The 25,038-nt window shown below is 69.8% G+C and carries 21 protein-coding genes; 13 read left to right on the top strand and 8 right to left on the bottom strand.

Annotation, left to right across the window (positions count from 1 at the left end; genetic code table 11):
* Positions 1 to 33: 33 nt before the first annotated feature.
* Complete coding sequence (locus ASE10_RS16405; RefSeq protein WP_055909481.1) at positions 34 to 588, bottom strand: GNAT family N-acetyltransferase; 555 nt, start codon at positions 586 to 588, stop codon at positions 34 to 36.
* Between the two features lie 50 nt (positions 589 to 638).
* Here ASE10_RS16405 and ASE10_RS16400 point away from each other — a divergent pair, with 50 nt between their 5' ends.
* Both ASE10_RS16400 and ASE10_RS16395 read left to right on the top strand, forming a co-directional pair.
* Complete coding sequence (locus ASE10_RS16400) at positions 639 to 989, top strand: MmcQ/YjbR family DNA-binding protein (protein ID WP_055909484.1); 351 nt, start codon at positions 639 to 641, stop codon at positions 987 to 989.
* A gap of 90 nt (positions 990 to 1,079) precedes the next feature.
* Positions 1,080 to 1,994 carry a cation diffusion facilitator family transporter gene (locus tag ASE10_RS16395; RefSeq protein WP_055909487.1) on the top strand — a complete coding sequence of 305 codons (915 nt, stop codon included), beginning with the start codon at positions 1,080 to 1,082 and terminating at the stop codon, positions 1,992 to 1,994.
* Positions 1,995 to 2,067: 73 nt separating this feature from the next.
* Here the strand turns inward: ASE10_RS16395 and rlmJ are convergent, their stop codons facing one another.
* On the bottom strand, positions 2,068 to 2,931 hold the full coding sequence (gene rlmJ / locus ASE10_RS16390) for a 23S rRNA (adenine(2030)-N(6))-methyltransferase RlmJ (protein ID WP_055909490.1): 864 nt from the start codon (positions 2,929 to 2,931) through the stop codon (positions 2,068 to 2,070).
* A 62-nt stretch (positions 2,932 to 2,993) separates the two neighbouring features.
* On the opposite strand from rlmJ, the gene creB reads away from it, so the two are divergent.
* From creB to ASE10_RS16365, 5 genes are all read left to right on the top strand, one after another.
* On the top strand, positions 2,994 to 3,680 hold the full coding sequence (gene creB / locus ASE10_RS16385) for a two-component system response regulator CreB (RefSeq protein ID WP_056305753.1): 687 nt from the start codon (positions 2,994 to 2,996) through the stop codon (positions 3,678 to 3,680).
* Between the two features lie 9 nt (positions 3,681 to 3,689).
* A complete protein-coding gene (creC, locus tag ASE10_RS16380; protein ID WP_055909496.1) occupies positions 3,690 to 5,138 on the top strand; it encodes a two-component system sensor histidine kinase CreC in 1,449 nt (482 codons plus the stop codon).
* A gap of 213 nt (positions 5,139 to 5,351) precedes the next feature.
* Complete coding sequence (creD, locus tag ASE10_RS16375; RefSeq protein ID WP_055909499.1) at positions 5,352 to 6,719, top strand: cell envelope integrity protein CreD; 1,368 nt, start codon at positions 5,352 to 5,354, stop codon at positions 6,717 to 6,719.
* 153 nt (positions 6,720 to 6,872) lie between these two features.
* Positions 6,873 to 7,481, top strand: a complete 609-nt coding sequence (locus ASE10_RS16370) for a GNAT family N-acetyltransferase (RefSeq protein ID WP_055909502.1) — start codon at positions 6,873 to 6,875, stop codon at positions 7,479 to 7,481.
* Positions 7,478 to 8,362, top strand: a complete 885-nt coding sequence (locus ASE10_RS16365) for a carbon-nitrogen hydrolase family protein (RefSeq protein WP_055909505.1) — start codon at positions 7,478 to 7,480, stop codon at positions 8,360 to 8,362. Before ASE10_RS16370 ends, ASE10_RS16365 begins: the two co-directional genes overlap by 4 nt.
* Before the next feature lie 117 nt (positions 8,363 to 8,479).
* On the opposite strand, the gene ASE10_RS16360 is transcribed toward ASE10_RS16365, so the two are convergent.
* Complete coding sequence (locus ASE10_RS16360; RefSeq protein ID WP_157481033.1) at positions 8,480 to 9,022, bottom strand: phosphatase PAP2 family protein; 543 nt, start codon at positions 9,020 to 9,022, stop codon at positions 8,480 to 8,482.
* Between the two features lie 5 nt (positions 9,023 to 9,027).
* Positions 9,028 to 10,209 carry a glycosyltransferase family 1 protein gene (locus ASE10_RS16355; protein ID WP_055909510.1) on the bottom strand — a complete coding sequence of 394 codons (1,182 nt, stop codon included), beginning with the start codon at positions 10,207 to 10,209 and terminating at the stop codon, positions 9,028 to 9,030.
* A 194-nt stretch (positions 10,210 to 10,403) separates the two neighbouring features.
* On the opposite strand from ASE10_RS16355, the gene ASE10_RS16350 reads away from it, so the two are divergent.
* The 6 genes from ASE10_RS16350 (at position 10,404) to mdoH (ending at position 19,496) form a co-directional block, all read left to right on the top strand.
* Positions 10,404 to 10,814: a GntR family transcriptional regulator gene (locus ASE10_RS16350; RefSeq protein ID WP_055909513.1), complete on the top strand. Its 411-nt coding sequence runs from the start codon at positions 10,404 to 10,406 to the stop codon at positions 10,812 to 10,814.
* Positions 10,815 to 10,848: 34 nt separating this feature from the next.
* On the top strand, positions 10,849 to 11,778 hold the full coding sequence (locus ASE10_RS16345; RefSeq protein ID WP_055909517.1) for an ABC transporter ATP-binding protein: 930 nt from the start codon (positions 10,849 to 10,851) through the stop codon (positions 11,776 to 11,778).
* Between the two features lie 28 nt (positions 11,779 to 11,806).
* Entirely contained in the window at positions 11,807 to 13,624 is a 1,818-nt protein-coding gene (locus ASE10_RS16340; protein ID WP_055909521.1) for a hypothetical protein, read from the top strand.
* Between the two features lie 68 nt (positions 13,625 to 13,692).
* Complete coding sequence (locus tag ASE10_RS16335; protein ID WP_056305751.1) at positions 13,693 to 15,852, top strand: prolyl oligopeptidase family serine peptidase; 2,160 nt, start codon at positions 13,693 to 13,695, stop codon at positions 15,850 to 15,852.
* A gap of 216 nt (positions 15,853 to 16,068) precedes the next feature.
* Complete coding sequence (locus ASE10_RS16330) at positions 16,069 to 17,592, top strand: glucan biosynthesis protein (protein WP_082559923.1); 1,524 nt, start codon at positions 16,069 to 16,071, stop codon at positions 17,590 to 17,592.
* Between the two features lie 11 nt (positions 17,593 to 17,603).
* Positions 17,604 to 19,496: a glucans biosynthesis glucosyltransferase MdoH gene (gene mdoH, locus ASE10_RS16325; protein WP_235567570.1), complete on the top strand. Its 1,893-nt coding sequence runs from the start codon at positions 17,604 to 17,606 to the stop codon at positions 19,494 to 19,496.
* 27 nt (positions 19,497 to 19,523) lie between these two features.
* On the opposite strand, the gene ASE10_RS16320 is transcribed toward mdoH, so the two are convergent.
* The 4 genes from ASE10_RS16320 to phoR all read right to left on the bottom strand — a co-directional run bounded on the left by ASE10_RS16320 (position 19,524) and on the right by phoR (position 25,034).
* A complete protein-coding gene (locus tag ASE10_RS16320; protein ID WP_056305746.1) occupies positions 19,524 to 19,895 on the bottom strand; it encodes a hypothetical protein in 372 nt (123 codons plus the stop codon).
* A gap of 132 nt (positions 19,896 to 20,027) precedes the next feature.
* A complete protein-coding gene (gene ppx / locus ASE10_RS16315) occupies positions 20,028 to 21,557 on the bottom strand; it encodes an exopolyphosphatase (protein WP_056305744.1) in 1,530 nt (509 codons plus the stop codon).
* Complete coding sequence (ppk1, locus tag ASE10_RS16310; protein WP_056103484.1) at positions 21,554 to 23,647, bottom strand: polyphosphate kinase 1; 2,094 nt, start codon at positions 23,645 to 23,647, stop codon at positions 21,554 to 21,556. Before ppk1 ends, ppx begins: the two co-directional genes overlap by 4 nt.
* A gap of 40 nt (positions 23,648 to 23,687) precedes the next feature.
* On the bottom strand, positions 23,688 to 25,034 hold the full coding sequence (gene phoR / locus ASE10_RS16305) for a phosphate regulon sensor histidine kinase PhoR (protein ID WP_056305742.1): 1,347 nt from the start codon (positions 25,032 to 25,034) through the stop codon (positions 23,688 to 23,690).
* Between the last annotated feature and the right edge of the window lie 4 nt (positions 25,035 to 25,038).

Here is a 25,038-nt window from a genome sequence, read left to right as displayed (position 1 = left end):
GCGGGCGAGGGCAACGGGCGCGCCCATTGCCGCTCAGGCCGGGTCGGGCTTGCGCAGGTCCAGGGTGACCCGGATCAGGCCGGGCGCGTCCTGCTGGAACTCTCGTTCGAAGCCCAGCGACTGGGCCAGCGCCAGCATGGCGTGGTTGTGTTCGAACACGTCGCCGTAGATGCGCTCGACCTTCTTGCCGCGCGCCCACTTCACCAGCCGGGTCATCAGGTAGCGGCCCAGGCCCATGTTGGCGATGTAGCGGCTGACCAGGATCGCGAACTCGGCATCGCGGCCGTTGTCGTCGATGGCCACGCGCGCGACTGCGCCGACCAGGGCTTCGCCGGGCGGCAGCGGTTCGGCGGCGACCAGGGCGAATTCGGTCTTGGGATTGACCCGGGTGAAGCGCTCGGCCATCTCCGGGGTGAGTTCTTTCACCGCGTAGAGGAAACGCTGGCGGACTTCGTCGGGTTGCAGCAGGCCGAAGCCGGCGCGCAGGGGATCGGCGTCCTCCGGTCGGATCGGACGGATGAGCACTTCGCGTCCGTTGGGGAGACGCTGGCGCTCGTGCCAGGGCGGGAGTCTTTCGCGCGCGGCCATACCGGGATATTGGCACACTGGAGGCGGTTGCGGCTTCATTCTGGACTCACATGGACGAAAAATCGCTACGCGCCTGGGTCGGCGGCTGGCCCGGGGTGGTCGAGGACCTGAAGTGGAAGGAGGTGACGGTCTTCAGCGTCGGCGGACGCATGTTCTGTGCCTGCCGGCTGCAGGGGCCGGACCCCGGCGGGATCAGTTTCCGGGTCGAGGACGAGCGTTTCCTGGAGCTGACCGAACGCCCCGGCTTCCGTCCGGCGCCGTTCCTGGCGCGCGCGCACTGGGTCAACGTGCTGCGTCCCGACGCGCTGCCGGTCGCGGAACTGCGTGCTTTGCTGCGCCGCAGCTACGAACTGATCCGGGCCCGGCTGAGCAAGAAGCTGCAGCGCGAACTGGCCGACTGACCGCCCCATCGCAAGGCTCGCGCGCGCCGTCGGAGCGGTCGCGCGCGGATGCTAGACTCCCGCGCTTCCGATCCCAGGAGCACGTTTCCCATGGCAGGTGGTGGTGATTCGACCCGCGCGATCCTGTTCGCGCTGGGCGCCAATTTCGCGATCGCCGTGTCCAAGGGCGTGGCCGCGTACTTCACCGGTTCCAGCGCCATGCTGGCCGAAACCGTGCACTCGCTGGCCGACTGCGGCAACCAGCTGCTGCTGTTGCTGGGCATGCGCCAGGCCAAGCGGCCGCCGTCGCCGGACTACCCGCTGGGCTACGGCAAGGCGATCTACTTCTGGTCGTTCCTGGTCGCGGTGATGTTGTTCACCGTCGGCGGCATGTTCTCGCTGTACGAGGGCATCCACAAACTGCAGCACCCCGAACCACTGAAGCAGTGGTGGTGGGCGGCCGGCGTGCTCACCTTCGGCATCGCCGCCGAGGCGGTGTCGATGCGCGCCTGCCTGGTCGAGGTCAACAAGGCGCGCGGCAAACGCAGCCTGTGGCAGTGGTTCCGCGAGAGCCGCCAGGCCGAACTGGTGGTGATCTTCGGCGAGGACCTGGCGGCGCTGTTCGGCCTGGTGTTCGCGCTGGCCGCGGTGATGACAGCCGTGGTCACCGGCAACCCGATCTGGGACGCGGTCGGCACCATCGCCATCGGCGCGCTGCTGATCGTGGTCGCGGTGTTCGTCGCGATCGAGGTCAAGGCGATGTTGATCGGCCAGAGCGTCGACCCTGCCCGCCAGCAGCAGATCCGCGACTTCCTCGACACCCGTCCGGAGATCGCCCAGGTCATCAGCCTGATCACCCTGCAGCTGGGCAACGAGGTGATGGTCTCGGTGCAGGCGCGCATGCGCGAGGAGCAGAGCGTCGCCGCGCTGACCGACCAGATCAACGCGGTCGAGCGGGCGATGAAGCAGGCCTTCCCGGAAGTGCGCTGGAGCTTCTTCGAGCCGGACACCAAGGCCGGGCTCTGAGGCGCACGCACATACGAAAAAGCCCGGCTCCGGCCGGGCTTTTTCGTTGAGCGCCGCACCGTGTCGGAGACGATCAGGCGTCGGGCCGGACCAGCCACTGCAGGTGCGAGCTGGCCGCCGGCGTTTCGCCCAGGGCCTGGGCCAGCAGCGGCAGCACCGCCGCCAGGGTCTGGTCCAGCTGCCAGGGCGGATTGACCAGGAGCAGGCCGCTGCCGTTCATGCGCAGCGGCGAATCGTCGGCGCGCACCAGCAGTTCGGCGGCCAGCACCGACTTGGCCGGCAGCGCGGCGGCGCGGCGGTAGAACGGCTGCAGCGAGCGCCGCAGCTTGATCGGGTACCACAGCGCATAGCTGCCCTGCGGCCAGCGCCCCAGCGACTCGCGCAGGGCGCCGATGGCGGTGTCGAACTCTTCCAGCTGGGCTTCGTAGGGCGGGTCGATCAGGACCAGGCCGCGGTTGTAGCGGGTCGCGCCGATCTTCGGCGGCAGCAGGGCCTTGAGCCCGGTGTAGCCGTCGCGCGCATGCACGGCCACGCGCGCGTCGCGGGCGAAGTTGCTCTTGAGCTGCGCGGCTTCCTCCGGCTGCAGCTCGCAGGCGGCGATGCGGTCGTCGGCGCGCAGGGCGTGCGCCAGCAGCCAGGGCGAGCCGGGGTAGGCGGAGGCGCCATGCTCGGCGCGGCAGGCCTTGACCGCGGCCAGGTAGCGCGCGATCGCCGGATGCTTGGGCGCCTCGGCCTGGAGCCGGGCGATGCCGCCCTCGGCCTCGCCGGTGCGCAGCGCCGAGTTGCCGTCCAGCGGATACAGCCCGCGTCCGGCATGGGTATCCACCGCGAACAGCGGTGCCGGCTTGACCGTAAGAGCGTCGCAGAGCGCGAGCAGGGCGACGTGCTTGAGCACGTCGGCATGGTTTCCGGCGTGGAAGGCGTGACGATAGTTCATGCGCATAGGGTACCCGTCCACGCCGGCGCTTGTTCTATGCTTGCCGCGCCTCAACCCCTCGAATGCGCCCCATGCCCCGTATCCTGCTGGTCGACGACGAACCCGCGATCGCCGCCACCGTGCTCTACGCGCTGCGCGCCGAGGGTTTCGAGGCCGAGCACTGCCTGACCGGCGGCGAGGCCCTGCGCGAGGCCCAGCGCAGGGCCTACGACCTGGCGGTGCTCGACGTCGGCCTGCCCGATATCGGCGGTTTCGCCCTGTGCCGCGAGCTGCGCCGCGAGCGCGACCTGCCGGTGATCTTCCTGACGGCCCACGACGCCGAAGCCGATCGCATCCTCGGCCTGGAGATCGGCGCCGACGACTACGTGACCAAACCGTTCTCGCCGCGCGAACTGGTCGCGCGCGTGCGCGTGGTGTTGCGCCGCGGGCGCGCGCCGGCCACAGCGCCGGCCGCGGCTGAGACCGCGTTCCGCCACGACCCGGAAGGCAAGCGCATCCGTTACCGCGGCCAGGCCCTGGACCTGACCCGCTACGAGTACGGCCTGCTGGCCGCGCTGCTGCAGCGCCCCGGCGCCGTGCTGTCGCGCGCCCAGCTGATGGACCGGGTCTGGGGCGATGCCCTCGACAGCGGCGACCGCACCGTCGACACCCACATCAAGACCCTGCGCGCCAAGCTACGCGAGGTCGACGGCGAATCCGATCCGATCCGCACCCACCGCGGTCTGGGCTATTCCCTGGATGTGGGCTGAGATCGATCCATGAAGATCGGCCTGCGCATCTTCCTCGGCTATTTCGTCATCGTTGCGCTGGCGGCGCTGCTGCTGACCCGGGTGTTCCTGGCCGAGGTCAAGCCGGGCGTGCGCCAGGCCATGGAAGACACCCTGGTCGACACCGCCAACGTGCTGGCCGAGCTGGCCACCGACGACTTCCTGGCCGGGCGCATCAACGACGGCAACTTCGCCCGGCGCGTACGCGAACTGCGCGGCCGCGATTTCGGCGCCGCGATCTGGGGCTTCGGCAAGCGCGCCTCGAACTACCGCGTCTACATCACCGACGCGCGCGGCACGGTGGTGTTCGACAGCACCGGCCAGGCCCTGGGGCGCGACTACTCGCGCTGGAACGACGTCTATCTCACCTTGCGCGGCCGTTATGGCGCGCGTTCGACGGCGGCCCGGTACGACGACCCGAACTCCACCGTGATGCACGTGGCCGCGCCGATCCGCGACCCGGCCGGACGCATCATCGGCTCGTTGACCGTAGCCAAGCCCAACAGCACCATTGCGCCCTTCATCGAGCGCAGCCAGCGCGTCGTGCTGCGTTGGGGCGGGGTGCTGATGGGCGCGGCGTTGCTGATCGGCTTGATCGCGACCTGGTGGCTGTCGCGTCAGCTCAACGGGCTGCGCCGCTACGCGCACGAGGTCAGCGCCGGCCGCCGCGCCGAGCTGCCCGCGGCCGCCGGCGAGTTCGGCGAACTCGGCCGCGCCTTGGAGAGCATGCGCACCCAGCTCGAAGGCAAACAGTACGTCGAGCAGTACGTGCACACCCTGACCCACGAGATGAAGAGCCCGCTGGCGGCGATCCGCGGCAGCGCCGAACTGCTGGAGACGCGGCCCGGCGAAGCGCCGATGGCCGAGGAGGACCGTGCCCGTTTCGCCGCCAGCATCCGCCGCCAAAGCGACCGCCTGGCGCAGATGATCGACAAGTTGCTGGCCCTGGCCGCGGTCGAGCACCGCCAGCGGCTGGAGAAACCCGAGCCGGTCGATCTGGCGGCGATCGCGCGCGAAGCCGCCGAGCAGTGCGCGCCGCGCCTGGCCCAGGGCGGGCTGCGGCTGACGCTGGACCTGGCCGAAGAACTGCCCCTGCTGGACGGCGATCCCTTCCTGTTACGCCAGGCCCTGGTCAACCTGATCGACAACGCCGCCGATTTCTCGCCCGCGCAGGGCGAGATTGCGCTGCGCCTGTACCGCGACGGCGATGCCCAACGCGTCGATGTCGGCGACCGCGGCACCGGCGTGCCCGATTTCGCGCTGCCGCGCGTGTTCGAGCGCTTCTACTCGCTGTCGCGCCCGGCCGGCGGCAGCCGCAGCAGCGGCCTGGGGCTTTGCTTCGTCGCCGAAGTCGCGGCGCTGCACGGCGGCCACGCCGCGCTCCGCAACCGCGACGGCGGTGGCGCGCTGGCCAGCCTGGTGCTGTCGCGTGGACTGTGAGGCGCCGCTGGCGAGCAAGGAACTAGCGAGCAAGGAACTAGTAACTAGGAACTAGCAACTAGTAAAAGCCTCGCTTTTCACTAGTTCCTCGTTCCTGTTTTTCTTAGTTCCTAGCTCCTAGCTCCTAGCACTTCACCGACGCTTCACCGTTCCCACATCGTCCCCACCCAGGGCCTGTCGATCCTGCCGTCACCGCAACGACAGGAGAGCGACATGCGACTTTGGCTGAAAATATTTCTGGTGCTGGGGATGACCCTGGCGATCCTGATTCCGCTGCTGATGATCCGCGGCGTGATCACCGATCGTCAGGCCTACCGCACCCAGGCGGTCGCATCGATCGCGCGCAGCTACGCCGGCGCCCAGGCCTTCACCGGTCCGGTGCTGGTGGTGCCCTATACCGACACCGTCACGACCGAGGAAAAGGACGAGAAGGGCTTCGTGCGCAAGGTCGTGCATGAACTGCCCGGCCGCTGGACCTATTTCCCGAGCACCCTGGACGTGCGCGGCCCGCTCAAGCCCAGCACGCGCCGGCTCGGCCTGCACGAGGTGCGGGTGTACGAATGGCAGGCCCAGGCCAAGGCCGAGTTCCACGCCGAAGTGCCCAAGACCGCGCCGCCGCTGGGTCACACCCGCAAGATCGGCCAGCCCTGGCTGAGCTACGGCTTCGCCGACGTGCGCGGCCTGCTGTCCACGCCGATGCTGCGCATCGACGGCAAGGCGGTCGAGGTCGAGGAGGGCATGGGCAGCCGCGACGGCGGCGGCGTGCACGCGCGGCTGGCGGTGCCGGAGCCGGGCCAGCTGCTGAATCTGCGTGCCGAGCTGGACTTCAACCTCGGCGGTACCGAATCGCTGGCGCTGGTGCCGCTGGCCAAGAGCAACCGTTTCGCGATCCAGTCGAGCTGGCAGCACCCGCGCTTCGGCGGCAGCTTCCTGCCGCGCACCCGCGACATCGGCGCCCAGGGCTTCAACGCCGACTGGCAGGTGTCGTCGCTGGCGACCAGCGCACAGCGCCAGTTCCTGGACGGCAAGACCATGCCCAGCGTGGAAGGCGGCGAGGCCAGCGACAGCGACACCGTCGCCACCGGCGGCATCGACGCGGTGGCGGTGGCCCTGGTCGATCCGGTCAACGTCTATTCGCAGGCCGATCGCGCCAGCAAATACGGCCTGCTGTTCGTGCTGCTGACCTTCGTCGGCTTCTTCATCTTCGAACTGATCAAGCAACTGCCGATCCACCCGATCCAGTACGGCCTGGTCGGCCTGGCCCTGGCGATCTTCTTCCTGCTGCTGGTCAGCCTCAGCGAGCACATCGCCTTCTCCTGGGCCTATCTGGCGGCGAGCGTGGCCTGTATCGGGCTGCTCGGCTTCTACCTGAGCGCGGTGTTGCGCAGCGTCGGCCGCGGCCTGGGCTTCGCGGCCATGCTGGCGACGCTGTACGGCGCGCTCTACGGCCTGCTGGTTTCGGAAGACAACGCGCTGGTGATGGGCGCGGGCCTGCTGTTCCTGATCCTGGCCGCGGTGATGGTGATCACGCGCAAGGTCGATTGGTACCAGCTCGCCGGTTCGCGTCCGCTGGCACGTTGATCGGGAGCGGTGGTGCGACCGCGGGCAGGACGCCCGCGGTCGTTCTTTGCGTTTTCATGGAGGCCGGCGATGAACGCTTACCGCCAATCGGACTGCTGCTGCGCCGGTCGGTTACCGGCGCTCGCGCCCGCGCATTGGCCTAAACTGCAGGCCATGAACGCGTCCATGATCGAAGTGCGCCGCTACTCGGGTGAGGCGATCGCTCCCTATCTGGACGACCTCGCGCGGCTGCGCATCGCGGTATTCCGCGAATGGCCCTACCTCTACGAAGGCGACCTCGCTTACGAGGCGGAGTATCTGCAGACGTACCTGCGTTCCTGGCGCAGCATCGCGGTGCTGGCCTTCGACGGCGCGCAGGTGGTCGGCGCCTCCACGGGATTGCCCTTGAGCGACGAATCCGACGCTTTCCTGACGCCGTTCGCCGACAGTGCGGTGGATTCCAAAAAGGTGTTCTATTGCGGCGAGTCGGTGCTGTTGCCGGCGTACCGCGGCCGCGGTCTGGGTCATCGCTTCTTCGATGAGCGCGAGGCGCATGCGCGTTCGCTCGGCGGTTTCGACTGGACCGGTTTCTGCGCGGTCGAACGCGCCGCCGACGATCAGCGGCGGCCGCCGTTCCAGCGCAGCAACGACGAGTTCTGGGGCAAGCGCGGCTATCGCCAGCGTCCGGAGCTGCGTGCCAGCCTGCCGTGGCGCGAGATCGGCCGCGGCGAAGTCGCGCACAGCCTGGCGTTCTGGCTGCGGCCGCTGGAGCGGCAGCGTTGAGGGTCGCGGTCGCCAAGTACGCGATCGATGCGCCGCGCAGCTTCGCCGAATTCGCCGACAAGCAGGCGCGCTGGCTGGGCGAGGCCAAGCGCGCGGGCGCTCAGCTGGCGGTGCTGCCCGAGTACCTGGCCCTGGAGCTGGGCGCGACCTTCGGTGCCGCGACTCAGGGCGATCTGCACGCCTCGCTGGTGGCCATCCAGGCCTATCACGGCGCCTGGCTCGAACTTTACGGCCTGCTCGCGCGCGAGCTGCGCATGCATGTGGTCGCCGGCAGCTTCCTGCTCGACAACGGCCGCGGGCGCTACCGCAATCGCAGCTACGCCTTCGCTCCCGACGGCGGCGTGCTGTGGCAGGACAAACTGCAACTGACGGGTTTCGAGAAGCGCGCCGCGGTGATCGAAGCCGGCGACGCGCTGCGCGTGTTCGCGCTCGAGGCTACGCGCGTGGGCATCGCGGTCTGCTACGACATCGAGTTCCCGCTGCCGGTGCGCGCGCAGTGCGAGGCCGGCGCGCGCCTGCTCGTAGCGCCCAGCTGCACCGACACCGAGGCCGGCGCCACCCGCGTGCGCGTGGGCTGCCTGGCGCGCGCCCTGGAGAACCGCTGCTTCGTCGCCCAGGCGGTGACCGCGGGCGACGCGGCCTGGAGCCCGGCGCTGGACGTCAACACCGGCGAGGCCGCGATCTACGCGCCGATGGACGTGGGCCTGCCCGCCGACGGCATCGTCGCGGTCACCCGCGGCGATCAGCGCTGGGCGGTGGCGGATCTGGATTTCAACGCGTTGGACGCCAGTCGCGATCGTGCGCAGGTCGCCAACGATCGCGATTGGCGGGGGCAGCAGGCGCCGGCGATCGAGCGTGCGGCGTTTGCGGAGTGGGGGTGAGTCTTCGATCGCCCGGCTCGTGGAGACCCTCACCCCAACCTCTCTCCCGCGGGCGGGAGAGGGGCTAAGTGCAGGTTGTGGCTAGCGTAGCGAACCGCATGATCGCGCCGGCGGGACTCAAGCGAACAGCGACACCCCGGGCACCAGCCACAGCGACAAGCCCGCCAGCGCGCTGCCGATTGCCGTCGCGGCCAGTACGTCGCTGGGGTAGTGCAGGCCGAGCACGACCCGGGACAGCGCGACGCTGGCGGTGAAGGGCACCAGCAGCCAGGCCAGCAGCGGGTAGTGCGCCATCGCCACCAGGCTGAAGGCGACCGCATGCAGGGTGTGGCCGGACGGGAAGCTGAATTCGTCCAGCGGCGCGACCCAGGCGTGGATGCGCGCGTCGGAGGCGAACGGCCGCGGGCGTCGGGTCCAGCGCTTGAGCAGCTTGTACAAGGTCAGCGCGATCACGCCGGTCGCGGCCAGATGGGCCGAGGCGAGCAGGCCGTCGTAGCCGTCGGCCACGATCAGCGCGCCCATCAGCAGGTACCAGAACACGCCGTCGCCGAGGCGGCTGATCGCGGCGAAGTACACGCGCGATCCGCTGCGCTCGCAGACCCGGTTCGCGCGCAGGCACCAGCCGGAATCGCCGGCGTTGAAACGTTTGCGCAGCGGCATGCGGTTCATACGACCTCCCGTTCGTCTTGCACAGACAGGGCCGCGCCGTGCCGCGGCGGGCGGCGCGGTGCGGTTTCGGCCAGTCCCGACAGCAGGGCATCGAAGTCGGCGGCGACCTGCTCCGGGCGCAGGCCGGAGATCGCGGCGCGGCCGGCGCGCGACATCGCGCCGCGCAGCGCGTCGTCGCCGCCGATGCGGAGCGCGGCGGCGACGAAGCCGGCGTCGTCGGTGTCGGCGACCGCGGCGCCGTGCTCGCCGTCGCGCAGGTGTTCGTGGGCGGCGCCGTAGTCGAACGCGACCGTGGGCACGCCGCTGGCCATGGCTTCCAGGGTCACGTTGCCGAAGGTTTCGCTGCGGCTGGGGAACAGGAACAGGTCGCCGCTGGCGAAGTGCTCGGCCAGTGCGGCGCCGCGCTGCACGCCGCAGAACACGAAGTCCGGATGCTCGCGCTGCAGTCTGGCGCGCGCCGGGCCGTCGCCGACCCAGACGAAGCGCGCCTGCGGGCGTTGCTGCTGCAGGGCGCGGAAGGCGCGTACGGCCAGGTCGAGATTTTTCTCCGCGGCGATCCGGCCGACGTAGATCGCGACCGGGTCGGCCGCGTCGGCGCCCCAGGCCTGGCGCAAGGTTTCGCTGCGGCGGCTCGGATCGAACAGCGCGGTGTCGACCGCGCGCGGCAGCCGGACCACGTCGGAGAAGCCTTGCGTGCGCAGGAACTCGGCCAGTTCGCGGGTCGGCACCAGGGTGGCGTCCGCGCCGTTGTGGAAGCGGCGCATCCAGCGCAGCGCCGTGCCGACCAGGAACGGCGCGCCGTAGTCGCGCATGTATTCGTCGAAGCGGGTGTGGAAGCCGGTCGCGACCGGCACGCCCAGGCGCCGCGCCGCCCGCAGCGCCGACCAGCCCAGCGGGCCTTCGGTGGCGACGTAGATCGCATCCGGCGGTTGCGCGCGCCAGGCTTCGGTCAGGCGTCGCGTCGCCGGTAGGCCCACGCGCAGACCGGGGTAGCGCGGCAGCGGCAGGCTGCGCACCAGCAGTTCGTGGGCGGCGCTGCTGCGTTCGTGCAACTGGCGCGGGCGCACCAGGGCGACCTCGTGGCCGCGCGCGCGCAGACCCTGCTCCAGACCTTGCACGGTCAGAGCGACGCCGTTGATTTCCGGCGGGTAGGTCTCGGTGACGATCGCGTAGCGCATGCGCGGCTCCCGGTTTGGGCAAGCCTGTTCGCAAGTCGTTAAGCGGCTATGTCAGGGCCATGACCGCGGCGTGACGCGCGATGACCGGGCTTTGCGACGAAACCCTGGATACGGCGACGAACCGGATTGACAGGAAAGGCCGTTTCGACTGTACTAGTTACAACAGTACAGTTAGTACAGTCCAGGACGCCCTGATGGCCCGTACCAGCCCCCTGATGATCCAGATCGCGACCGGCGATCCGCGCCCGATCGGCAAGCAGATCGCCGACGGGGTGCGCATGAAGATCGCCACCGCCGAACTCGTTGCCGGCGACAAGCTGCCCAGCGTGCGCGGCCTGGCCCAGCAGCTGGCGATCAATCCGAACACGGTCGCCAAGGCCTACGCCGAGCTGACCGCGGAAGGCTGGCTGGAGTCGCGCCAGGGCCTGGGCCTGTACGTGGCGCCGGTGCGCCAGCGCCTGAGCGAGTCCGAGCGCGAGCGCCGCCTCGAGGACGCCGTGCAGCGCTTCATGCAGGACGTGATCGCGCTGGGCTACGCGTCGGAGGAGCTGCAGGCGCGCCTGCAGCGAGAGTTTCTCGCGCTGGTTCCACGCAAGACCGCCTGAACCCTGACGTCCGCTCCCACCCAGGCCCGCCGCCATGTCCGACAGCCACGACTACGTGATCCAGACCCAGGCGCTGAGCAAGCGCTACGGCCGCAAGCTCGCGCTGGACCGCCTCGACCTGCGCATTCCGCGCGGCGGCATCCACGCGATCGTCGGCGCCAACGGCGCCGGCAAATCGACCCTGTTCCGGATCCTGCTCGGCTTCCTGCCGCCGAGCGCGGGCACGGCCGCCATCCTGGGCCGCGACAGCCAGCGGCTCACGCCTGGCGACCGCGAGCGCATCGGCTTCGTCAACGAGGAGCACACCCTGCCGGGCTGGATGCGGGTCGCTGCGGTGGTCGACATGCACCGGCGCCAGTACCGGCGTTGGAACGAAGCCGCGTTTCGCGGCGTGCTCGACCACTACCACGTGCTGCCGGAACAGAAGGTCGGCCAGCTCTCTCGCGGCGAACGCGCCGGCCTGAACCTGGCGATCGCGCTGGCGCAGGGGCCGGAACTGCTGGTGCTGGACGAGCCGACTCTGGGCCTGGACGTGGTCGCCAAGCGCGCGTTCCTGGAGTCGCTGATGTACAGCAACAGCGGCGACGACTGCACCGTGGTGTATTGCTCGCATCAGATGGAGGAGATCGAGCGCGTCGCCGACAACCTCATCATCCTTGAGCGCGGCCAGCTCAAGAACATGTCGGCGCCGGAGGATTTCTGCGCGCGCGTGCGGCATTGGATCGCCGATATCCCGTTCAAGGGGCCCGATCCGCGGACCGTGCCCGGTCTGTTGCAGGCGCAGCGCCTGGACGGCCTGCATCACTACCTGGTGCTGGACCAGGACGAGGACTTCGCCCAGTTCCTGCGCGCCAACGGCGCACGCTCGGTGCAAAGCATGCCTGTCGGCCTGGACCGCGCGGTCAACGGCTTCCTGGCCAAGAACCACGCCGCACCGCCCGCCGCCATGGACGCGGCGGGCTGACACGGCTCGCTCATTCGGGGAATTCGCCATGTGGGATTTGTTCAAGGCCGAACTGCTGCGCTTCCGCGCCTGGGCCATCGCCTACGCCAGCCTGCAGCTCATCGTGCTGGGTTTCATGGGCCGTGTTCTCGACATGGCGCAGCAGTCGTACGTGGTCTATCAGGCCATCGGCACCGCCTATGCGGTCAGCGGCCTGTTGCTGGGCCTGTACCAGATGGGCGGCTACCGGCGTCCGAACGCCTGGTTGAACCTGCTGCACCGGCCCTTGCCGCATTGGCGCGTCGCGTCGGCGCTGTTCGGCGCCGGGGCGGTCCTGCTGACGGTCGCGGTGCTGCTGCCGCTGTTGCTGGCCGAGGCCTGGCAGGAGTTCATGACCGCGCGCGTACTCGACCTGCGTCATCTGTGGCTGGCCTGTTCGGGCCTGCTGGTCGCGCTGTGCGCCTACCTGGCGGGCAGCTACGCGATGCTCGCGGACAAGCGCTACAGCTGGTCGGCGCTGGTGCTGTTGCTGGGCCTGCTGATCGCGCGCGCCACCGGGTTGGGCGCGATCGCCTTGCAGTCGTACCTGCTGATCTTGCTGGCGGCGATGCTGCTGGTCGCGTTCAAGCCCGACCTGAGTGCGCTGCCACGCACCGCCGCCGGCACCCTGCTCATCGCGATACCGCTGCAGTTCGCGATGTGGTTCGCGCTGGTGGTGGTGGGCTTCGGGGTCGAGTTCGTCTGGATTGCGCAGGGCTCGCACCCCAACAACATCGCCGTCGCGCCGCCTGGCGGCGAGAAGGAGGCCGAGTTCTCCGAGGGCAAGGACCTGATACGCAAGGGCCTGGAACGCAGCCGCGATCCGCAGGCCGTGCTGTGGCGCGAGCAGGCGCAGATATCGGAGATCTTCGGCGCCGGTCCCGGCCTGCGCGGCTTGCCGCAGCGCAACCAGCTGGGCAACGCCATGCCGATGGAATTCGACGACGCGGAGCGTCGGGTGCGCTGGGTGTTCAGTCACGACAGCATGCGCTTGCAGGGCTACAGTTTGGTCGACAGGCGCGCGGTCGGCAGTCTCGGCGTCGACGGCCAGGTCGCCTTCCCGGAGCCGGTGCAGCCCGGCCCCGAAGGTCTGCTGGTCGGCCGCAGCGCGGTCTATCAATACGACAGCGACGAGCAGCGCGTGCTGCCGCGCGCACGTCTGCCGCAAGGCGAAGTCCTGACCGGGATCGACAAGATGGGCGACAACGCCGCCCTGCTCAGCAATCGTGCGCTGTACTTCTACGACCTGGCCGAACTGGACAGCGCCGACGGCGTGCTCACGCCGCGCCAGCGCGTGCCGCTGCCGGGCCGCTCCGGCGACCTGGTGCGCGTCGATCTGATGGAACTGCTGGACGGCTATTTGATCTCGTTCCTGTTCACGCATTCCTCGTACAACGCCGAGGGCGCCTTGCCGTATCAGGTGTTGATGCGCGTGGACGCCGCCGGCCGGGTGGCTACGGTGGCGCGCCGCGATCTGGCCATGGACTATCCGGTCGCCTGGCGTTATCAGAACTGGTACACCTCGCCGTTGCTGTACCAAGTGCAGAAGGCGGCGCGGGGCTGGTACTCGGGCTACCTGCCGTCGCTCGACATGGCGACGCCACCGGTGCCGCGCGAGGCCAAGTTCATCGCCGGCGCACTGCTGCTGTTGTCCGTGCTCGGCGCGCTGTGGCGTTTGCCGCGCACCACGCTGTCGCTGCCCGCCAGGATCGCCTGGGTTGCGGCCTGTGCGGTGGTCGGCCTGCCGGCGCTGATGAGTCTGTGGTTGATGTGCCGGCCGCGCGAAATCCTTGACGAAGGACCGCTGGCGCTGGCGGCGCCTGCCTGAGCTGCTCCGAATCAATCCGCACATCCATGGCCGACCCGCCGCGCTGCGGGTCCAGCAGGAGAGGCTCCATGAACAAGTTCCCGATCGCCGCCAAGGCGCGGATGCTGTCGGCTGCGCGTTGCGTTATAGGTGCGCGCAAAGGGTGGCGGGCCGCGATGGTCGCGACGCTGCTGTGCGCGTTCGCGACCGCGCAGGCCGACGATGCTTCCGACTTGCGCGCCGCGGTCGCCGTCGAGCGTACGCGCGCACCGGCGCCGCAGTTCGGACGCGCCCGGTTCCTGGCCCGGGCCGCGCTGCTCGGCGCCTGGCTGTCGCCGGACGGCCGCAACGTCGCCTATCTGCTTCAGGGCGAACGCAACCGCGGCGTCTGGTTGCTGCCGACCGCGGGCGGCGCGCCGAAGCGGCTGCTCGCGCATACCGAGGCGAATGCGTTGAACTGGTCGCACGACGGCCGCTGGCTGTTCCTGCCTTCGTCCGGGCAGCTGTACGCCCTTGCCGCGGCGGGGCAGGCCGGCTCGGGCGCGATCGCCAAGCTCGGCGGCCGCTGGGAGCGCAGCTTCGAGGCCGTAGACCCGGTGCGGCCGGCCGCAGCGATCATATTGGAGAGCCCGCCGTCGGTGTCGCGCCTGCCCAGGCGCTGGCGGCTCTATCGCATCGACCTGCACGGCCGCCAGACCCTGCTGCACGAATCGGCCAAGGAGATCGTCGACAGCGCTTACGCGCCTGACGGACAGCTGAGCCATCTGACCCTGGTCGAAGGCGAGGGCTACACGATCTATCGCAAGGACGGCGCGCGCATGCGCGTGGCGATGCGCTGCGAGCGACTGCAGCGGTGCTCGATCCTCGCCGACGACGGTGACGGCCTGTGGTTGAGCAGCGATGCCGGTCACGGATACCTGCGCCTGGCGCGGCTGGGCGAGGACGGCGGTCTGCGCACCGCCCATGCCGACCCGCGGGCCGAAGCGGACCTGGACCAGGTGGTACTGGACCCCGCGACCCGGCAGCCGCTGATCGCCAGCTACCGCAGCACGGTGGCCGCCAACTACGGCCTTACGCCGCAGGCGCAGCGCCATGTCGCCGCGATCGAACGCCGCTACCCCGGCCGCAGCCTGCGCATCGAAGTCGGCGGCGGTGCCGGGGCGCGCTGGCTGGTGCACGAGCGTGGCGGCTCGCAGAAGGGCGAGCGCCTGCATCTGTACGACCCGGTCGGCGGCGATTTCCGCGAGATCCTCGCCGATGCCGGCTTCCGTCACGGCCGCATCGCGGTGGAGCGGATTCCTGAGTCGGCCCTGGCGCGCAAGATCGCCTTCGCCTACCGCGCCTCCGACGGCATGCGCCTGCACGGTTTCGTGTCCGTGCCGCCGGGCGTGGATGCCGCACGCGCGCCGTTGGTGGCCAACGTGCATGGCGGTCCCTTCAATCTGACCCGGCCGGAATTCAGCGCCCAGACGCAGTTGCTGGCCAATCGCGGTTACGTGGTGTTCGAACCCAATTTCCGCGGCTCCACCGGCCACGGCCGCGATTACATGACCGCCGGACGGGGCGATTTCGGCAACGGCCGCGTGCAACAGGACATCGTCGACGGCGTGCGTCACCTGCTGGCGCAGGGCGTCGGCGATGGCGAGCGCGTGGGCATCGTCGGTGCCTCCTTCGGCGGTTACTCCGCCTTGCAGGGCGTGACCTTCCAGCCGGAGTTGTTCAAGGTCGCGGTAGCCGCGGTGCCGCCGGCCGACTTCGGTTGGGTGCTGCGCTCGTACGCGCGCAGCCAGGATCAACTCGCGCGTGGCATTCCACTGTCGGTGACGATGCGCCTGCTCGCGCTGGATCCGGCCGACGCCGCGATCGCCGAGAGGCTGCGCGCGCAATCGCCGGTGACCAATGCGCAGCGCCTGCGCCGTCCTGTGCTGCTTCTGGCCGGTGGCGACGACGAGCGCGTGCCGATCCGCAGTGTGCTCCATTACGCTGCTACGCTGCGCGCCCTGGACAAGGACGTGAGTCTGTTCGTGGACGCCGAAGGCGGCCATCAACTGGTCGATCCGCGCACCCTCGAGGCCTATCTCTACCTGCTCGAACGTCTGTTGCATCGTCGCCTCGGCGGCGCCGCGCCGCACGCCCCGGATGCCGAGCTGCGCGCGCATCTGCGCAAGAACCTGCGCTTGGCCGGTCGCGACCTGGCCGAACTGCGCGCACCGTCCAGCGCGTCAACCGCCGCCACCCGCGCGCGTTGACGCCCGGTCACCGATTTTCGAACCGACGCGCGATCGTCTTGGTTCGTCCCCCAGACCCCGGCGCGAGCCGGGGTTTTTTCTCGCGCGCGGAGGCAGGTCTGTAAACGATTACTTGCAATCGAGGGCACATTCGGAAGCTGGACCAGGCCGCAAATCGCGGCTTCCTTAACAACTCACTCCCTACAATCGCGCCCAGACGTAGTGAAAGGAGCGCGCATGCGCCGAAGAGAAGTGATCCTGGCCGGACTGTCGTGGCCCTTGCTGGGCCTGTGCGGCGCGGATGCGCATGCGGAGAAGGCCGCTGCTGCGCCCGCGTCCACCGCGTTCGGCGAGGACACCGTGCCGGCGCTCGCCCGCGCCCTGGCCGCGCAGCCGTTCAAGCCGCAGTCCAAGCAATTGCCCGCCTCGCTGGAGAAGATCGGCTACGACCAGTACCGCGGCATTCGCTACAACCCGGATCAGGCCTTGTGGCGCGGCCTGGGCCTGCCGTTCCAGGCGCAATTCTTCCATCGCGGCTTCTTCTTCCGCGACCGCGTCGATGTCTACGACGTCAGCGGCGGCCGCGCCCAGCCGGTGACCTATCGGCCTTCGCAGTTCAGCTTCGCCGGCACCGCCGCGCCGACCGAGAACGACCTCGGCTACGCCGGCTTCCGCCTGCATGCGCCGCTCAACCGGCCCGAGTATTTCGACGAGGTCTGCGCCTTCCTCGGCGCGAGCTACTTCCGCGCCGTCGCCAAGGGCCAGGCCTACGGTTTGTCCGCGCGCGGCCTGGCGATCAAGACCGCCGACCCGGCCGGCGAGGAGTTCCCGGTATTCCGCGCGTTCTGGCTGGAGCGTCCGGCGCGCGATGCGCGGCGCGCGATCGTGCACGCGCTGATGGACAGCCGCAGCGCCGCGGCCGCGTTCCGTTTCGCGATCGCACCGGGCGCGGAAACCGTATTCGACGTGAGCATGCGCCTGTACCCGCGCGTGGAGCTGGACCGCGCCGGCATCGCGCCGCTGACCAGCATGTACCAGTTCGACGCCAGCGATCGCAACGGCATCGACGACTACCGCCCCGCGGTCCACGACTCCGAGGGCCTGGCCCTGCTCAACGGCCGCGGCGAGCAGATCTGGCGCCCGCTGCACAACCCGTCGGTGCTGCAGGAGAGCGCGTTCGAGGACCTCAAGCCGCGCGGCTTCGGCCTGATGCAGCGCAAGCGCGAGTTCGCCGACTACGCCGACAGCGAAGCCCACTACGAGAAGCGGCCGAGCCTGTGGGTCGAGCCGGTCGGAGACTGGGGCGCGGGCAGCGTGCGCCTGATCGAGATTCCGACCGCCGACGAATTCCACGACAACATCGTCGCCTATTGGCGGCCGGCGCAGCCGCTCGCGGCCGGGCGCGAACACCGCTACGACTATCGCCTGCATTGGTGCGACCGCCACGAATGGCTGCCGAACCTGGCGGCCGTGTCGGGCACGCGCATCGGCGCCGCCGGCAAGGGCGCGCGCCGGGTGGTGATCGATCTCGCCGGCGGCACGCTGGCCGCGTTGCCGGCCGGCAGCGAGCCGCGCGCCGCGGTGACCGCGTCCAAGGGCACAGTCGCCAACGTGGTCGCGCATGCGATGCCGGCGCCCGGCACGTGGCGGGTCGCGTTCGAGCTCGATCCCGGCCAGGAGCGCAGCATCGAGCTGCGCATGCGCCTGGAAGACGCGCGCGGGCCGCTGTCCGAAACCTGGCTCTATCGTTGGACCGCATGAGCACGGCGGCCATGAGCGCGACCGCCAGCGCCGAACCCGTGCCGGCACTTCCGGCGGAAACGCCGCTGGAGATGCCGATCCAGACCTTGGGCGAGGGCGCCCTGGCCAATGCCTCGCTGCCGACCACGCCGCACGGCATGGCCTGGCGCCGCGCCTACATCCTGGGCGGCTCCGCGCTGTTGACGTTCGTGGCGGCCTACCAGATCTGGTGGGTGCTGCGCGGCAACGGCATCAACGTACTCGAAGCGCTGCTGCTGTTGCTGTTCGTGGCCCTGTTCGCCTGGATCGCGCTGGCCTTCTTCAGTGCGCTGGCCGGTTTCGTGCAGATCGTTTCGCGCCGGCGCGCGCGCCTGGGCCTGGACGCCGTCGGCGCCTTGCCCGAGCCCGGCGTGCGCACCGCCCTGCTGATGCCGACCTACAACGAGGACCCGCAACGGCTGATGGCCGGCCTGCAGGCGATCTACGAGTCGGTGGCGGCCACCGGCCATCTGGACCGCTTCGATTTCTTCGTCCTCAGCGACACCACGCGCGAACCGATCGCGCAGGCCGAACGCGAGGCGTTCGCCGCCTTGCGCGAACGCACCGGCGGTCATGCGCGGCTGTATTACCGCCGGCGCGACGACAATGCCGAACGCAAGGCCGGCAACATCGCCGAATGGGTGCGCCGCTTCGGCGGCGCCTATCCGCAGATGCTGATCCTGGACGCCGACAGCCTGATGACCGGCGAGGTGATCGTGCGCCTGGCCGTGGCGATGCAGCGCCATCCCGACGTGGCCCTGATCCAGACCCTGCCGATGATCGTCAACGGCAACACCCTGTTCGCGCGCATGCAGCAGTTCGCCGGGCGCGTGTACGGGCCGGTGATCGCGCACGGCGTGGCTTGGTGGCACGGCGCCGAGAGCAACTACTGGGGCCACAACGCGATCATCCGCACCGCCGCGTTCGCCGCGCATGCGGGCCTGCCGGAACTGCGCGGCTACCGCCCGTTCGGCGGCACCGTGCTCAGCCACGATTTCGTCGAGGCCGCGCTGCTGCGTCGCGGCGGCTGGGCCTTGCACATGGTGCCGGGCCTGGCCGGCAGCTACGAAGAAGGCCCGCCCTCGCTGACCGACATGCTGGTGCGCGACCGGCGCTGGTGCCAGGGCAACCTGCAGCACACGGCGGTGCTGCCGGCCAAGGGCCTGCACTGGGTCAGCCGCTGGCATCTGCTGATCGGCATCGGCCATTACTTCACCGCGCCGATGTGGGCGATGCTGATGCTGATCGGCCTGGCGATACCGCTGGAGCGTGCGGGCTTCGTCTGGGGGCAGATCTCGCTGCCGGGCTTCTCGCCGACCCAGTACTGGCGCGAGCAGGACCCGGAGCGCTTCACCTGGGTGTTCGTGGCGACCATGGCAGTGCTGCTGGCGCCCAAGCTCATGGGCTACGTCGCCTCCATGACCGACAGCGCGACCCGGCGCGGCTGCGGCGGCGCGTTGCGCGCGCTGCTGAGCATGCTGCTGGAAACCCTGCTGGCGGCGCTGATGGCGCCGGTGACCATGTACGTGCAGTCGCGCGGCATCGCCGAAGTGCTGGCGGGCAAGGACTCGGGCTGGGAATCGCAGCGCCGCGACGACGGCACCTTGCCGCTGTCGGGGTTGGTGCGCAGTTACGGCGGCTCGACCCTGCTGGGGCTGTTGGCGCTGTTCATGGCCTATGCGGTGTCGCCGTCGCTGGCGGCGTGGATGTCGCCGGTGATCATCGGTCTGCTGCTGGCGATGCCGATCGTGGCCTTGACTTCGGCGCGCGCGCCGGGGCGCTGGCTGCGCCGGATCGGCATCTTCCGCACGCCCGAAGAGATCGCGCCGCCGGAAGTGTTGCGGCGCGCGGCGGAGCTGCGGCGCGGCCTGCAGACACCGCGGTGATGCGGCGTCCGCGCCGGGCGAGCGCGCTCAGCCGCAGTGGCCGCCGCCGCCCTTGAGGGTGATGCGTTCGTAGCCTGCGGCCTTGAGCGTGCGCAGGGCGAAGGCGATGTAGCGGTAGTCGAGGTCGGCCTTGCAGCCCTGCAGGATCACTTCGGTGGTCGCAGGCGGGCCCAGCGCGCGGATCGCCAGCGGCAGTTCGACCGGACCCTGCGGGCTGTACACACGGCCGTCGTCGAGCAGGTACAGGATCCGGCTGGCCGTCGCCCCGTCTGCGGCCGGCGCGGTGGTCTTGGGCAGATCGACGTCGACCGTGTGCCCGGCATCGCAGGCGCCCAGCACCGAGGCGGCCAACAACAGCGAGCCCCAGACCAGGGCAGGGCGTAGACGGGACAGAGGCATGGGCGGTTCCGATGGTGCAGACGGTCGGCATGATCGGCCAGCGCCGCGGCGCGCGCAATCGTATGGCTCAGGAGCTTTCATCGCCCGCGGCGGCCCGTCCTGGCTGCCGGCATGGCCGTCGCCTTCGGGTTCTCAGGCCGCCAGTAGTTTCAGCGCGATGCCCAAGCCTGCCACGTCCTGCGGCTCGCCTTCGAGGTCGGCGCGCACCAGCGGACGCGAGTCCAGCCAGCGCTTGGACACGGTCAGGGTCAGGGTGTTGCCGTCGGCGTGCGCGTCCAGCTGCGGGATCGGGTCGGCCTCGTGGGCGCGGTGCAGCAGCACTGCCAGGCGCAGCAGCGCGGCGCTGCGACGCACGGTCGCGAGCAGGCGGTCGGGCAGTGCGTCGAACGCGCTCTTGGGAATGCTGCGGCGGTGGGTGCGCAGCAGCGCGGACAGGAACTGCTGCTGCTGGCGCGAGAAGCCGGAGATGTCCGAATGCTCGACCACGTAGGCGCCGTGCACGTGGTACTGGCTGTGCGCGATCGCCAGGCCGAGTTCGTGCAGGCGCGCGGCGCGGCTCAGCATCAAGCGGTCGTCGGGATCCAGCGCCCAGGCGCCGGCGACCTGGTCGAACAGGCGCAGCATGGTCGCCTCCACGCGCGCGGCCTGGCCTTCGTCGATGCCGTAGCGCTGCATCAGCGCGGCCACCGACGCGTCGCGCGGATCGTCCGCGCCGCCGCGGCCGAGCATGTCGTAGAGCACGCCTTCGCGCATCGCGGCCTTGCTCACCGCCATCCGGCTCAGGCCGAGCGCGTTGAACGCGGCCTCCAGCACCAGGATGCCGCCGGCGATCACCGGGCGACGATCGGCGGACAGGCCGGGCAGGTCGATCAGGTCGATGCGCTCGGCCTGGAGCAGGCGCTCGCGCACGATCGGCAGCGCTTCGGCGGTGACCGCGCCCTTGGTCAGCTTCATCGCCGCGCAGATCTCGCCGATCGCCTTGTTGGTGCCCGATGAGCCCAGCGCTTCCTGCCAGCCCAGCGCGCGGTAGGTGCCCGCGAATTGCTGGAACTCGGCGGTGACTTCGGTCAGGGCGTCGCGCCATTTCTTCTTCGACAGCTTGCCGTTTTCGAAGAAGCGGCGGGTGGTGGCGATGCAACCCAGCTGCAGGCTTTCGCGTTCGATCGCTTCGAAGCCGCTGCCGATGATGCATTCGGTCGAGCCGCCGCCGATGTCGATCACCAGGCGCAGGTCGCCGGGCTTGGACGGCTGGGCGTGGGCGACGCCGAGGTAGATCAGGCGCGCCTCTTCGCGGCCGGCGACCACTTCGATGGCGTGGCCGAGCGCGGTTTCGGCCGGCATCAGGAAACTTTGCGGCGCCGCCAGGCGGCGCACGGTATTCGTGGCGATCGCGCGCACCCGCTGCGGCGGCACGTCGCGGATGCGCTGGCCGAAGCGCGACAGGCATTCCAGCGCGCGCTGGCGCACTTCCGGGGCGAGTCCGCCCTTGCGGTCCAGGCCCTCGGCCATGCGCACGGTCTCGCGCAGACGGTCGACGGTGCGCAGCTGGCCCAGCACGTAACGCGCGACCACCATGTGGAAACTGTTCGACCCCAGGTCGACGGCGGCGAGCAGGTCGCCGTCTTCGAGCGGCAGGGCGGTGGTCGGGTAGGCGTCGTTCATCCGCAGATTTTCGCCAATAAAGCACCCTGAGCGGAATGGGGGGCGGCATCGCCCTGCGGTACCACGCGTTCGTAGGCGCCGTCCGCGCTCAATGCCCAGGCGCTGGTGTTGTCGGCGAGGTAGTTGCTCAGGGCCTCGTCGTAGACGCGTTCGGCCAGGCCGGGGTCGAGGATCGGGAAGCCGGTTTCGACCCGGCGCAGCAGGTTGCGTTCCAGCCAGTCGGCGCTGGAGCAGAACAGGTCGGGCTCGCCGTCGTTGTCGAACCAGTAGACGCGATGGTGTTCGAGGAAGCGGCCGACGATCGAGCGCACGCGGATGTTCTCCGACACGCCGGGTACGCCGGGACGCAGGGTGCAGGCGCCGCGCACGATCAGGTCGATCTGCACGCCGGCCTGCGAGGCCAGGTACAGCGCGCGGATGACCTGCGGCTCGTTGAGGGCGTTCATCTTGGCGACGATGCGCGCGGGCTTGCCTGCGCGCGCGTGCCTGGTCTCGCGATCGATGCGCTTGAGCACGCCGGCGTGCAGGGTGAACGGCGATTGCAGCAGGCGCTTGAGCTTCAGCGACGGCGCCAGGCCGGACAACTGCTGGAAGATCAGGTGCACGTCGTTGCCGATGTCCGCGTCGGCGGTGATCAGGCCGAAGTCGGTGTAGGCGCGCGCGGTGCCGCTGTGGTAGTTGCCGGTGCCCAGATGCACGTAGCGCTTCAGCTTGCGCCCTTCGCGACGCACGATCAGCAGCATCTTGGCGTGGGTCTTGTAGCCGACCACGCCGTACACCACTTGCACGCCGGCTTCCTGCAGGCGGTCGGCGAGGCCGAGGTTGGCCTCTTCGTCGAAGCGCGCGCGCAGCTCGACCACCACGGTCACGTCCTTGCCGTTGCGCGCGGCCTGGACCAGCTGTTCGACGATCGGCGAGTCCTTGCCGGCGCGGTACAGGGTCTGCTTGATCGCCAGCACGTTCGGGTCTTCGGCCGCCTGGCGGATCAGTTCCAGTACCGGCGTGAACGCTTCGAAGGGATGGTGCAGCAGCACGTCGCCGGCGGCGACCTTGTCGAACATGTTCTCGATGCCCGGCAGCTGGCGTTGCTGGTAGGGCGGGAACTTGAGGTCGGGGCGCTGGACCAGGTCGTAGACCTGGATCACGCGATTGAGGTTGACCGGGCCGTTGATGCGGTAGACCGCGTTCTCGGGCAGGTCGAAGTTCTCGAGCAGGCTGCGCACGATCGGCTTCGGGCACTGCTCGGCGATCTCCAGCCGCACCGCGCGCAGGTAGCCGCGCCCGATCAGTTCGTCGCGCAGGGCCAGGGCGATGTTGTCGACTTCTTCCTCGTCGACCAGCAGCTCGGAGTTGCGGGTCACGCGGAACTGGTAGGCGCCCTTGACCTTCATGCCCGGGAACAGCTCGTCGACGAAGGTCGACAGCACCGAGGACAGGAATACGAAGTCGTGGCTGCCGCCGGAGACGTTCTCGGGCATCTGGATGATGCGCGGCAGCGAGCGCGGCGCGCGCACGATGGCGAGGTTGCCGGCACGGCCGAACGCGTCCTTGCCTTCCACCACCACCACGATGTTGAGCGACTTGTTGAGGATCTTCGGGAACGGATGCGCCGGGTCCAGGCCCAGCGGCGACAGCACCGGCATGATCTCGTCGCGGAAATAGGCGCGCAGCCACTGGGTCTGGGCCTCGTTCCAGGAGTCGCGGCCGAGCACGCGCACGCCGGCGTCGCGCAGGGCCGGGCGCACGACCTCGTTCCAGCATTCGTACTGCGCCTTGACCAGTTCCGCGGCGCGGTCGTGGATGCGCGAGAGGACGGTCGCCGGCGCGAGGCCGTCGGCGCCCGGGGTCAGGCCCAGGTCCTGGGCATGGCGCAGGGTGCCGGCGCGGATCTCGAAGAATTCGTCGAGGTTGGTGCAGGAGATGCACAGATACTTGAGGCGCTCCAGCAGCGGCACCTGCGGATCCTGCGCCTGGGCCAGCACGCGGAAGTTGAAGTCCAGCTGCGACAGTTCGCGGTTGAAATACAGGCCGGGGTCGCGCAGCGGGTCGTTGCTGGCGTCGGACAGCGCGTTGGTGAGGGCGGCGTTCATGGCGGACTCGAGGTTCACAGGCTGGGCGCGCTGGAGGGGTTCAGGGCAAAGCTTCGGACAGGTTATCTAGATAGGCGTCGCGGCTGCGTACGCGGTCGCTGCCGAAATGGCAGGCGAAGGTGCTGCCGCGGCCGACCTCGCTGACGATTTCCAGCCGCGCCTGGTGCAGGTTGAGCACGTGCTTGACGATGGACAGGCCCAGGCCGGTGCCGCCGCTCTCGCGCGAACGGCTGGTGGACACGCGGTAAAAGCGCTCGGTGATGCGCGGCAGGTGCGCGGCCGGAATGCCATAGCCGCTGTCGATCACTTCCAGCAACACCCCGCGCCCCATGCCCTGATGTTCGGGGCGGAAGCGGATCCGGATCGAGCCGCCGGCGGGGGTATAGCGGATCGCGTTGCTGACCAGGTTCGAAAACGCGCTATGCAGCTCCTTGTTGGAGCCCCACAGGTCGACCCCGGCCAGGTCTTCCATCGCAATCTCGTGCCGGCCCTGGCTCAGCGCCATGGCTTCGCGCTTGAGCGTGGACAGCATCGAGGACATGGCCACGGTCTCCTCGGCCGGCAGGCTGTCCTGCGACTCCAGCCGCGACAGCATCAGCAGGTCTTCGACCAATTGGGTCATGCGCTGCGACTGGCGCTGCATCTCGGCCAGCATCGGCGCCCAGTCCGGGTGTTCGCTGGGGTCGAGCATGTCCAGATAGCCGTGGACCACGGTCAGCGGCGTGCGCAGTTCGTGCGAGACGTTGGCGACGAAGTCGCGGCGCATCTGCTCCAGCTGCAACAGGCGGCTGACGTCGCGGGCGACCAGCAGCCACAGATTTTCGGAGTAGGGAATCAGGCGCAGGCTCAGGGTCGCGGCCGGGTTCCACGGCGAGGACGCTTCCAGCGGCTCGGCGTTACGTCCGGCGGCCAGCCAGTGAGCGAGCTGCAGCGGCTGCAGCTTCTGCGACAGCGAACCGCCGATATCGCGCGGGTAGCGCAGGCCGAGCAGGCCGTTGGCGGCTTCGTTGAACCACTGGATGCGCTGGCTGTTGCGCTCCACCACCACGATCGCGTCGGGCAGCGCCGCGGCGGCGGCGCGGTAGGCGCGCAACATTTCGATCAGGCGGCGCTTGCGGCCGCGCATCTCGGCCTGGCTGCGGTGCAGCAGCCGGTCCAGTTCGTTCCAGATGCCTTCGCCCAGCGGCGGGGTCAGGCGCTGGCGCGCGGTCAGCCGGATCAGCACGCGCCGCAGCCGCCAGTAGTGCCAGGCGACCACGCCCAGCGCCGCCAGGGTCACGGTCGGCCACGGCTGGCCGATCAGCAGCCCGGCCACGGCCGCGGCCGCCAGGATCAGCAGCAGCTGTCCCAGGGTGCGGAACCAGGCGGATCGGGCGCGGGGTGGCATACCC

Origin of the sequence: Lysobacter sp. Root76 (genome assembly GCF_001428685.1) — a bacterium.
Lineage (GTDB): Bacteria > Pseudomonadota > Gammaproteobacteria > Xanthomonadales > Xanthomonadaceae > Lysobacter.
The sequence above is the reverse complement of the archived record's forward strand: the minus strand, read 5'-3'. Positions and strand labels throughout refer to the sequence as shown.